Below are 11,162 nucleotides of genomic sequence, written 5' to 3'. Positions count from 1 at the left end.
GGTTAATTTCACTGACATGCGCGTCGCATACCACGCATACACCCGCGTAAACATCGCCACACCCAGGCCACGCACCGCAACGGAAGGCGCACCACGATGACATCACTGGATCTGAGCGGCCGAACCGCGATCATCACCGGCGCCTCCCGCGGCATCGGGCTCGCGATCGCCCAGCAGCTCGCGGCCGCTGGGGCGAACGTGGTGCTCACCGCCCGCAAGCAGGAGGCCGCCGACGAGGCCGCCGCGCAGGTGGACGGCAACGCCCTGGGCGTCGGGGCGCACGCGGTCGACGAGGACGCCGCCCGGCGCTGCGTGGACCTCACGCTCGAACGTTTCGGCAGCGCGGACATCCTGATCAACAACGCCGGCACCAATCCGGCCTACGGCCCGCTGATCGACCAGGACCACGCCCGCTTCACCAAGATCTTCGACGTCAACCTCTGGGCGCCGCTGCTGTGGACCTCGCTCGTCGTCAAGTCGTGGATGGGCGAGCACGGCGGCGCGATCGTCAACACCGCCTCCATCGGCGGCCTGCACCAGTCGCCGGCCATGGGCATGTACAACGCCACCAAGGCCGCGCTGATCCACGTCACCAAGCAGCTGGCGCTGGAGCTCTCGCCCCGCGTCCGCGTCAACGCGATCGCCCCCGGTGTGGTGCGCACCCGGCTGGCCGAGGCGCTGTGGAAGGACCACGAGGACCCGCTCGCGTCCTCGATCGCGCTCGGGCGCATCGGCGAACCCGCCGACGTCGCCGCGGCCGTGGCCTTCTTGGTTTCCGACGCCGCGAGCTGGATCACCGGTGAAACGATGGTCATCGACGGCGGCCTGCTGCTGGGCGCGGCGCAGGGCTTTCAAACGCGGCCACAGGGCTAGCCATGAGCACCGAAGAGTGGTCGGCCGACCTCCAGGCGCGGGTGCAGGCGCTGCTGGACGAGCACGACCCGGCGGCCACCGACGCGCGCGAATTCCTTGGGGCGCAATACGATGCGGGGCTGGCCTGGGTGCATCTGCCGCGCGGCTTCGGCGGCTTGGACCTGCCGCGCAAGGCTCAGGAACTCGTCGACGCCCAGCTGTCCTCGGCGGGCGCGCCGGTGGGTGGCACACCCAAGAACTTCATCGGCATGGGGATGGCGGCGCCCACCATCGCCGCGTTCGGCACCGACGAACAGAAGCGAAAGTTTCTGCGCCCCTTGTTCACTGGCGAGCAGGTCTACTGCCAGTTGTTCAGCGAACCCGGCGCGGGATCGGACCTGGCGGGGTTGGCCACCCGCGCGGTCCGCGACGGTGACGACTGGATTGTCAACGGGCAGAAGGTGTGGACGTCGATGGCGCAGCACGCGAAGATGGCCATCCTGGTCGCCCGCACCGACCCGACAGTGCCCAAACACGCGGGACTGACGTACTTTCTGTGCGACATGACGCAGCCCGGCGTCGAGGTGCGTCCGCTGCGCCAGATCACCGGCGAGGCCGAATTCAACGAGGTGTTCCTCACCGACGTCCGGGTGCCCGACGCGAACCGGCTCGGCCCGGTCGGCGGCGGCTGGCGGGTCGCGACCACCACGCTCAACAACGAGCGCGTCGCCATCGGCACCCGAGCCGGAACTCCGCGTGAGGGCGGCATGATCGGGAAGGTCACGAAGGCGTGGCGGCACGAACCCGCGCTTCGCGACCCCGCGATGCACGACGAGCTGATGAAACTGTGGGTCGACGCGGAGGTGCTCCGGCTGGCCGGCGAACGGTTGCGGCAACAGGCCCAGGCCGGTCAGCCCGGGCCGGAAGGCGCCGGCATGAAGATCGCCTTCGCCAAGCTGGCGCAAGCCATTTCGGGATTCGAGATCGAGCTGCACGGCGAGGTGGGTCTGCGGTACGACGACTGGACCATGCGCAGGACCGAGACCGTCGACCTGATCGGGCGCGAGCCCGGCTACCGCTACCTGCGCGCCCGCGGCAATTCGATCGAGGGCGGCACTTCGGAAATCCTGCGCAACACCATCTCCGAACGCATCCTCGGCCTGCCCGGCGAGCACCGCGTCGACAAGGATGTCGCCTGGAAGGACCTGGATCGATGAGCGATCTGCTGTACTCCGACACCGAGGAGGCTTTGCGCGACAGCGTTCGGCACCTGTTCGCCGACCGTTGCCCGCCGGAAGCGGTGGCCCGCGCCTACGAGGCCGAGCCACCAGACTTCTCGAACGTCTGGCGCACCCTGGCCGTCGAGCTGGGGGTGGCCGGCCTGCTGGTCCCGGAGTCGCTCGGCGGCGCGGGCGCCGGCCCTCGGGAGGCCGCGGTCGTCATGGAGGAGATCGGCCGGGCCGTCGCGCCGGTGCCGTTCTTGTCCAGCGCGGTGCTGGCCACGGTCGCGCTGTTGGCCGCCGGCGACACCGAAACCGTCTCCGCGCTGGCGCAAGGCGAGCTGACCGCCGCGTTAGCGGTGCCGCTGTCGACCGGGCCCGGCGATCCGGTGCCGGCGGTGAGCGGCGGCGCCGACGGGCTGAGCGGATCCGTCACCAGCGTCGCCGGCGCCGCCGAGGCCGACGTGCTGGTGGTGCCGGTCGGCGGCGCGGACGGGCTGGAGCTGCACACCGTCTCGCGCGCCGCCGCGGGCGTGGAGGTGTCGCCGCTGCTGGGCTTGGACATGACGAGACCCCTTGCGGACGTGAGCTTTTCGGCGGCCGACTCGTCACGCGTCGGGCCGGCGGACGGCCCGATCGCCGAGGCGCTGCGCACCGGGGCGGCGCTGCTGGCGTCCGAGCAACTCGGGATCGCCCAGTGGTGTTTCGCGACCACGCTGGATTATGCCAAGCAGCGCAAGCAGTTCGGCCGCGCGATCGGCTCGTACCAGGCGATCAAGCACCGGTTGGCCGATCTGTGGTTCGAGGTCAGCGCCGCGACCGCGGCGGCCCGCCACGCCGCCGACACGTCCGCCCGGGACGACGAAGACGCGGCCGTCGCGGCGGCGCTGGCCCAGGCGTATTGCAGCGGCGTCGCCGTGCACGCGGCCGAGGAGTGCGTCCAGCTACACGGTGGCATCGGCATGACGTGGGAGTATCCCGCCCACCTGTACCTCAAGCGGGCCAAGAGCGACCAGTTGGCCTTCGGCACCGCATACCGTCACCGGGCCCGCCTGGCCGAGCTGGTGGGTCTGCCCCCCAGCTAGTTGCGCTCGCACTGATTTTTAGCGCGGAGCGGACGCTGCATGGGAAACATTCTGTCGCGCAGCGACATTCATCGGCGTGCGGGCATGTCGCCCGGACGCGCGCGTCACCGCACCCGCATTTCATGAGAATGTGTCGGTCCGCTCACGAATCCCGGAGGTGACGAGCATCGGAATGCGCGTGCTGCTGTCCACCCACGACTCGCGCGGGGCGGTCGAACCGCTCGCCGCGCTCGGGGTTCAGTTGCGGGCGCTCGGCGCGGAGGTTCGGGTGTGCGCGCCGCCCGACCGGGAATTCGCGGACTTGCTCGCCGACATCGGCCTGCCGCTGACGCCATTCGGCGATTCGTGGCGCGCGATGGCGGCGAGCCTCACGCCCTCGGAGGACCAGTTGCGCCGGCACCTGGACGGGCTCGTCGCCGCGCAGTTCGACACCGTGGCCGCCGCGGCCGACGGATGCGACCTGCTGGTGGCGACCGGATTCCCGCCGGTCGCGGCGGGTGCGCGGTCGGTGGCCGAGCGCCTGGGCATCCCCTACGTGTACGTGAGCTACCAACCCACGATCCTGCCGTCGCCCCACCAGCTACCCCCCACGTACGCCGGCCAGCTGCCGGAGGGCCTGATCGACAACCGGGTGCTGTGGCGCACGGACGCCCTGCAGATGAACACGCTGTTCGGCGCGACACTCAACGGTCACCGCGCGAGGCTGGGCCTCCCGCCGCTGGACGACGTCCGCGACTATGCGCTCACCGAGCGTCCCTGGCTGGCGGTGGATCCGATCCTGAGCCCGTGGCCCGAGAACAGCGGGCTTGACGTGATCCAAACGGGGGCGTGGCTGCTGGCCGACGAACGCCCGCTTCCGCCGGCGGTGGAGGCGTTCCTGGACGCCGGGCCGGCGCCGGTGTACGTGGGCTTCGGCAGCATGCCCATGCGCGCCGCCAAGGACCTTTCCCGGGCCGTCGTCGAGGCGGTGCGCGCGCACGGCCACCGCGCGATTCTCTACCGCGGCTGGTCCGGCCTGGCCCCGATAGACGACCGGGACGACTGCCTCGGCGTCGGCGAGCTGAACCATCGGGCGCTGTTCGCCCACGTCGCCGCCGTCGTGCACCACGGTGGCGCGGGCACCACCACCACGGCCGCGCGGGCGGGTGCGCCGCAGGTGCTGGTGCCCCAGGGCGCCGATCAGCCGTACTGGGCCGCCCGGGTGGCGGAGCTGGGCATCGGCACCGCGCATGACGGCCCGGCCCCGACGGCCGAGTCGCTGGCGGCCGCGCTCGAGCCGGTATTGACGCCGCAGGCCCGCGGTCGGGCGAGCGCGGTGGCCGCGAGGATCCGCCCCGACGGGGCGAGCGTCGCCGCGACGCTGATGCTGCAGGGGTTAGGCACCTAAGGCCGAACCGAACACCTCGGTCATGGCCTGCCAATGCCGCTCGGCCGCGGCGGGGTCATAGGGCGTGTTGTCCGGAACCGCGAACCCGTGTGCGGCCGGATACCACTCGATGGTGTGCTGCACGCCGGCCGCGGTCAGCGCCTTGTCGAGCTGCTCGGCGTGGTCGCGGGTGAAGGACGCGTCGTCCTTGGCGCCCCCCACGTAGACGGTGGCGGTCATCCGGTCCGCGAGCAGGTGCGGGCTGTCCGCGGTGTCGGTCACCAGGCCGCCGCCGTGGAACGACGCCGCGGCGGCGACGCGCTCGGGGACCCGGCCGGCGACCACCAGGGACGCCCGGCCGCCCATGCAGTAGCCGCACACGCCGAAGCGCTGCCCGGACACCTCCGGGCGGGCCGCGAGGTAGTCGAAGAACGCGGCGGCGTCGCCGGCCATCTTGTCGACAGTGATGCTGCCGATCATGCCGAACAGGCGCCGGCGTTCCCGCTCGTCGCCGAAGACGGTGGCCATGTCGAACGGGGCCCAATCGCCGCTGCGGTAGTAGACGTCGGGAAGTAGCACGGCGTAACCGAATCCGGCCAGCTTGGCGGCCATCTGGTCGAAGGTGTCGCGCACCCCGCCGGCGTCGCAGTACATGACTACGCCCGGCCAGGGACCGGTTCCGTCGGGGGTGAACAGGCCGACGGGGCACGTGCCATCGGCGGTGGTGACGCTGTCGGTGATTTTCGGCATGGCATTCGTTCTACTCCGGAGGGCTGGACGTAGTATCGGCGCGTGCCGATCCCCACGCCCTACGAGGACCTCCTGCGCGTGGTGCTCGAGCGGGGCACCGCCAAATCCGACCGCACCGGCACCGGCACCCGCAGCCTGTTCGGCCAGCAGATCCGCTACGACCTGTCGGCCGGCTTTCCGCTGCTCACCACCAAGAAGGTGCATCTGAAGTCGGTGGTCTACGAGTTGCTGTGGTTCCTGCGCGGCGACTCCAACGTCGCCTGGCTGCACGAGCACGGCGTCACCATCTGGGACGAATGGGCCAGTGCCACAGGCGATCTCGGACCGATCTACGGCGTGCAGTGGCGGTCGTGGCCGACGCCGACGGGCGAGCACATCGACCAGATCAGCGCGGCGCTGGACTTGCTGCGCACCGACCCGGACTCGCGGCGCATCATCGTGTCGGCGTGGAACGTCGGGGAGATCCCGCAGATGGCGCTGCCGCCGTGTCACGCGTTCTTCCAGTTCTACGTCGCCGACGGGCGGTTGAGCTGCCAGCTGTATCAGCGCAGCGCCGACCTGTTTCTCGGGGTGCCCTTCAACATCGCCAGCTACGCGCTGCTCACCCACATGATGGCCGCGCAGGCGGGGCTGTCGGTCGGCGAGTTCGTCTGGACGGGCGGCGACTGCCACATCTACGACAACCACGTCGAGCAGGTGCAGACTCAGCTCGGCCGCGAGCCGCGGCCCTACCCGGAACTGGTTCTGGCGCATAGGGATTCGATCTTCGACTACACATACGACGACGTCGTCGTCAAGAACTACGACCCGCACCCGGCGATCAAAGCCCCCGTCGCGGTATGACCCGCGCCGACCACGATGACGCCGGCGAAGCTGGGGTCAGAAAGTGGCGAGTATGACGCAGCTGGGATTGATCTGGGCCCAGTCGACATCCGGCATCATCGGCCGCGGCGGCGACATCCCCTGGCGGGTGCCCGAGGACCTGGCCCGCTTCAAAGAGCTGACCTTCGGGCACACGGTGGTGATGGGCCGGCGCACGTGGGAGTCGTTGCCGACCAAGGTCCGGCCGTTGCCGGGTCGCACCAATGTCGTACTCTCGCGCCGGGGCGACTTCGTCGCCGACGGGGCGCAGGTCGTCGGTTCGCTTGAAGCGGCCCTCGGCGGTTGCGAGGGCGAGCCGCAGACCTGGGTGATCGGCGGTGAGCAGGTTTATCTGCTCGCGCTGCCGCATGCCACCCGGTGCGAGGTCACCGAGGTCGAAGTCGACCTGCGACGCGACGACGACGACGCGTTGGCCCCGGTGCTCGACGACAGCTGGCTGGGCGAGACGGGGGAGTGGCAGGTCAGCCGCACGGGGCTGCGGTACCGGCTGCACAGCTACCGTCGGGCATGAGCCGTCGGTCTCCGCGCCGTGACATACTCGGACGCGGGGGTCGGTCTCGACAAAGACATCAATTGCCAGGAGGGGGAATTGGCAGTGATAACCGAACCCACGAAATCGTTCACTCGCATGTTCAGGGGTTATGACCCGACCGCGGTCGACGCCCACATCGAGATGCTGACCACCAAGCAGCAGCTGTTGCTCTCCGACGTCGAGAGCCTGCGGACCCGGTTGAAGGAAGCCGGCGACCAGACGGCCGCGCTGCGCAAGGAGGTCGCGGTCCTCACCGACACCTCACCCTCACCCCACGCGGTGCAGCGCCGGATGGCGCAGATGCTGCGCCGCGCGGTCGACGAGGTTGCCGAGATGCAGGCCGAGGCGCGGAGCGAGGCGGACGCGCTGATCGCGGCGACCGAGGCCGAAGTCGAGGCCGCGCAGCGAAAGCACGAACAGGAGTTGGCGGAGATGGCCGAGCAACGAAAAGCCATGGAAACCGATTACGAGGAAACCAAGAAGCAGCTCGAGGCCGAATTGGCCGAGAAGCGTGCCGAAACCGAGGCCGCGATCGACAAGGCCTGGCGCGATGCCCAGCGGGAGGCCGATCACTACCGCGAGCAGGCCCGCCGCGCCGCCGACGAGGCGATTCAGCAACGGATCAGCGTCCTCGAGCAGCTGATGGGCGTCTACCGCGACCTCGAGGCGGTCCCGGCCGCTCTCGAGTCGGCCTATCAGGAGCAGAAGAACGCGCCGGAGCCCAGCGTCGTGGTGCCGCTGGACCGAAAGGTCAGCACGGGATAGGCGGTTCGGGCCGGGCTCGCCGCGTCGCGGCCGGGCCCTGTCGCACCCGGGCGGTATTCTCGGCGCCGTGCCCAGCCGGACCCTGTCGGCCGACCAAGCCCGGCGCATCGCCGTTGCGGCCCAAGGCTTTAGCGAGCCGCGGCCCGCCGGTCCGGTCACCCGCGCCCACTTGAAGCGGCTGATATCGAGAATCCAAGTGCTGCAACTGGATTCGGTGTCCGTCGCGGTGCGCGCCCATTACGCCCCGGTGTTCAGCAGGCTCGGTCCCTACGACCGCGACGTGCTGGACCGCGCGGCCTGGGGTCCGCGGTCGTCGCGGCTGCTGGCCGAGTACTGGGCGCACGAGGCCGCGCTGGTGGCCGTCGACGACTGGCCGCTGCTGCGCTGGCGGATGCGCCAGTACACCCATGGCCGCTGGGGCACCCACATCGTCAAGGCCAATCCCCAGCTCGCCGAGGACATCGTCGCGGCCGTCACCGAACTCGGGCCCAGCACGGCCGGGCAGATCGAAGCGCACCTCGCCTCGATATACGCCGCGCCACGCAGGAAGAAGGGCACGTGGTGGAACCGCAGCGACACGAAGTGGGTCGCCGAGGCGCTGTTCGCGGCGGGCGTGCTCACCACGGCCACCCGGGTGGGTTTCGCCCGCCACTACGACCTGGTGGAGCGGGTGCTGCCGGCGAGCGTGCTGGCCCGCGAGGTCGACGACGACGAGGCCGTCCGGGAGCTCACGCTGCGGGCCGCCGGCGCGCTCGGCGTGGCCACCGAGGCGGACATCCGCGACTACTTCCGGCTGTCGGCCCAGCAGGTCAAGCCGGCGGTCGCGGACCTGGTGGCCGCGGGTGATATCGAACGGGTCGAGGTGGAAGGCTGGCCCGCGCCGGCCTACCTGCGAACCGGCCGGGCGGTGCCGCGTTCCGACCGGGGCACCGCGCTGTTGTGTCCGTTCGACCCGCTGATCTTCTTTCGGCCGCGGGTCGAGCGGTTGTTCGGGTTTCATTACCGCATCGAGATCTATACCCCGGCGGCCAAGCGCCAATACGGCTACTACGTGTGGCCGCTGTTGATGGACGGGCGGCTGGTCGCGCGCGTCGACCTCAAGGCCGACCGGGCCGCCGACACGCTGCGCGTGATGGGCGCGTTCGCCGAGCCGGACACCCCGCGACCGCGCGTGCTGCGGGCCCTGGCCGGTGAACTGCGGTCCATGGCCTCGTGGCTGGACCTGGGCGGGTTCAGCGTCGCCACCCGGGGCGACCTGGCCGCCGACCTGAGGGCGGTGAGCTGATGCGGGCGACGGACAAAGACCTCAAGGACACGCTGTGGAGGGCGGCCAACAAGCTGCGCGGCTCCCTGTCGGCCAGCCAGTATAAGGACGCCATCCTCGGGCTGGTGTTCCTCAAGCACACCTGCGCCGTGCAGTGGGAAGCGTTGGCGCACAACGCGGAACGCGCGGATATCGGCCGGCTCGTCGACGACGCGATGGAGGCCGCGGCGCTGCCCCGGCTGTACGACGGCCTCGACCAACGCCGCCTCGGGGAGCTGCTGCGCCTGCTCGACGCCGCGCCAGTCGGCGAACGAGGATGCGCGCGGGACCTGATGGGCGAGGTGTACGAGTACTTCCTGGGCAACTTCGCGCGCGCCGAAGGGCGGCGGGGCGGCGAATTCTTCACCCCGCCCAGCGTGGTCCGGGTGATCGTCGAGGTGCTGGAACCCTCGGGCGGGCGGGTCTATGACCCGTGCTGCGGCTCGGGCGGGATGTTCGTGCAGACCGAGCGGTTCATCGCCGAACACGACGGCGATCCCGCGCGGGTCGCGATCTTCGGACAGGAAAGCGTCGAGCAGACCTGGCGGATGGCGAAGATGAACCTCGCGGTGCACGGCATCGACGACACGGGCCTGGGCGCGCGATGGGGCGACACGTTCGTCGAGGACCAACACGCCGGCGTGCAGATGGATTACGTGCTGGCCAATCCGCCCTTCAACATCAAGGATTGGGCCCGCGACGAGCACGACCCGCGCTGGCACTTCGGTGTCCCGCCGGCCGGCAACGCCAACTACGCGTGGATTCAGCACATCCTGTCCAAGCTGGCCCCCGGCGGCAAGGCCGGTGTGGTGATGGCCAACGGATCGATGTCGTCGAATAGCTTGGGGGAGGGCGACATCCGCGCCCGAATCGTCGACGCCGACCTGGTCTCGTGCATGGTGGCGCTGCCCGCGCAGCTGTTTCGCTCCACGTCGATCCCGGTGTGTCTGTGGTTCTTCGACACCGACAAGGGCCACCGGTCCGGCCAGGTGCTGTTCATCGACGCCCGCGAGCTCGGCTACCTGGTCGATCGCGGCGAGCGGGCGCTGACGCACGAGGAGGTGCGGCGCATCGCCGACGCCTACCGCGCGTGGCGCGGATCGGGCTCTACGACCGCGAAAGGCCTTGAATATAACGATGTTCCGGGGTTCTGTGGCTCCGCGTCGATCGGCGAGATCGCCGCGGCCGGCTACACCCTTACGCCGGGACGTTACGTCGGCACGCCCGCCGCCGCGGACGACGGCGAACCGGTCGATCGGAAGATCACCCGCCTGACCGGTGAGCTGCTGTCCGCGCTCGACGAATCCGCGCGCCTGGAAAGCGTTGTGCGCCAACAACTGGAGCGCCTGCGGTGAATACCACGCTGGGTGAGCACCTGCTCTTCAGCACCGGCGCGCCGCGGCGAGGGCCCGGCGGGCAATTCCGCGTCTACGGCGCCAACGGGGCCATCGGGTACGCCACCGAACACAACGCGGCCGGCCCGCTGATCGTGCTCGGGCGCGTCGGCTCGCAGTGCGGCAGCCTGCGGTACTGCGAATCCGACGTCTGGGTCACCGAGAACGCGCTGATCTGCCGGGCCAAGGACGCACGGGACACGCGGTACTGGTACTACGCGATGCAAACCTGCCGGCTGGGCGATCACCGATCCGGATCGGGACAGCCGCTGCTCAACCAGCGGATCCTGCGCGACGTGGCGGTGCGCACCGTGGCCGCTCCGCAACGGGCGGCGATCGCCGAATTGCTCGGCGCCCTCGACGACAAGGTGTCCGCCAACGAGCGGGTGATCGCGGCCGCCGAGAACCTGATGGTGGCCATCGCGGGGTCGGCCCCCGGGCGCGTGCCGCTGGGCCGCCTGGCGAGCCGGTCGTCGGCGTTCGTCACCGTGGCCGAATTCGACGAGGTGGTCGCGCACTTCAGCCTGCCGGCCTTCGACGACGGGGCGAATCCCCGCGTCGTGAGCGCCGGGTCCATCAGGAGCGGCAAGTACCTCCTCTCGGTGCCCTGCGTCTTGTTCGCGAAGCTGAATCCGCGAATCCCGCGCATCTGGAACGTGGCCGCCCTACCGCCGGAAATGGCCGTGGCCAGCACCGAGTTCGTCGTCCTGACGCCGACCGGCGTCGAGGCCTCGGCCCTGTGGTCCGCGGTGCGCCAACCGCACGTCTGCGACCGGCTGCGGCGGCGGGTGGGCGGCACGTCGGGCAGCCATCAGCGGATCAGGCCGGGCGATCTGCTGGACGTCCGGGTCCCCGACGTCCGGCGCCTCCCGGCCGCGGCCCGCCAGACGATCACCGGCCTGGGGACGCTGTGCCATGCCCGTCGCACCGAGAGCGCGCGGTTGGCCGCGTTCCGCGACGCGCTGCTGCCGCGGCTGATATCGGGTGAACTCCGCGTTCGGCCAGCGCGTTAA

Annotated in this window: 11 protein-coding genes; 10 read left to right on the top strand and 1 reads right to left on the bottom strand. The window is 70.4% G+C overall.

Translation table 11 applies throughout. The features are described 5' to 3' along the window. Positions 1–96 precede the first annotated feature (96 nt). The 4 genes from A5730_RS06925 (at position 97) to A5730_RS06910 (ending at position 4,544) form a co-directional block, all read left to right on the top strand. Positions 97–873, top strand: a complete 777-nt coding sequence (locus A5730_RS06925; RefSeq protein WP_067897389.1) for an SDR family oxidoreductase — start codon at positions 97–99, stop codon at positions 871–873. A 2-nt stretch (positions 874–875) separates the two neighbouring features. Beyond that, positions 876–2,069: an acyl-CoA dehydrogenase family protein gene (locus A5730_RS06920; protein WP_067897386.1), complete on the top strand. Its 1,194-nt coding sequence runs from the start codon at positions 876–878 to the stop codon at positions 2,067–2,069. Continuing rightward, a complete protein-coding gene (locus A5730_RS06915) occupies positions 2,066–3,157 on the top strand; it encodes an acyl-CoA dehydrogenase family protein (protein ID WP_067897384.1) in 1,092 nt (363 codons plus the stop codon). Before A5730_RS06920 ends, A5730_RS06915 begins: the two co-directional genes overlap by 4 nt. Before the next feature lie 172 nt (positions 3,158–3,329). Then, a complete protein-coding gene (locus A5730_RS06910) occupies positions 3,330–4,544 on the top strand; it encodes a glycosyltransferase (RefSeq protein ID WP_067897381.1) in 1,215 nt (404 codons plus the stop codon). Here the strand turns inward: A5730_RS06910 and A5730_RS06905 are convergent. After that, positions 4,533–5,273 (bottom strand): dienelactone hydrolase family protein, encoded by a 741-nt coding sequence (locus A5730_RS06905; RefSeq protein ID WP_067897378.1) that lies wholly within the window; start codon positions 5,271–5,273, stop codon positions 4,533–4,535. The two genes, A5730_RS06910 and A5730_RS06905, sit on opposite strands and share 12 nt — an antisense overlap. Before the next feature lie 42 nt (positions 5,274–5,315). Between A5730_RS06905 and A5730_RS06900 the strand changes: the two genes are divergently transcribed. The 6 genes from A5730_RS06900 to A5730_RS06875 all read left to right on the top strand — a co-directional run bounded on the left by A5730_RS06900 (position 5,316) and on the right by A5730_RS06875 (position 11,162). Further along, positions 5,316–6,116, top strand: a complete 801-nt coding sequence (locus A5730_RS06900) for a thymidylate synthase (protein WP_067897375.1) — start codon at positions 5,316–5,318, stop codon at positions 6,114–6,116. A 52-nt stretch (positions 6,117–6,168) separates the two neighbouring features. Continuing rightward, on the top strand, positions 6,169–6,666 hold the full coding sequence (locus tag A5730_RS06895; RefSeq protein ID WP_067897372.1) for a dihydrofolate reductase: 498 nt from the start codon (positions 6,169–6,171) through the stop codon (positions 6,664–6,666). 84 nt (positions 6,667–6,750) lie between these two features. Further along, a complete protein-coding gene (locus A5730_RS06890; protein ID WP_067815498.1) occupies positions 6,751–7,452 on the top strand; it encodes a cell division protein DivIVA in 702 nt (233 codons plus the stop codon). A gap of 37 nt (positions 7,453–7,489) precedes the next feature. Beyond that, on the top strand, positions 7,490–8,737 hold the full coding sequence (locus tag A5730_RS06885; protein ID WP_197506188.1) for a winged helix-turn-helix domain-containing protein: 1,248 nt from the start codon (positions 7,490–7,492) through the stop codon (positions 8,735–8,737). Continuing rightward, positions 8,737–10,110 carry an N-6 DNA methylase gene (locus A5730_RS06880; protein WP_067897366.1) on the top strand — a complete coding sequence of 458 codons (1,374 nt, stop codon included), beginning with the start codon at positions 8,737–8,739 and terminating at the stop codon, positions 10,108–10,110. Before A5730_RS06885 ends, A5730_RS06880 begins: the two co-directional genes overlap by 1 nt. Then, a complete protein-coding gene (locus tag A5730_RS06875) occupies positions 10,107–11,162 on the top strand; it encodes a restriction endonuclease subunit S (RefSeq protein WP_067897362.1) in 1,056 nt (351 codons plus the stop codon). Before A5730_RS06880 ends, A5730_RS06875 begins: the two co-directional genes overlap by 4 nt.

This window comes from Mycobacterium sp. ACS4054 (genome assembly GCF_001667275.1).
In the GTDB taxonomy this organism is placed as follows: Bacteria; Actinomycetota; Actinomycetes; order Mycobacteriales; family Mycobacteriaceae; genus Mycobacterium.
The sequence above is the reverse complement of the archived record's forward strand: the minus strand, read 5'-3'. Positions and strand labels throughout refer to the sequence as shown.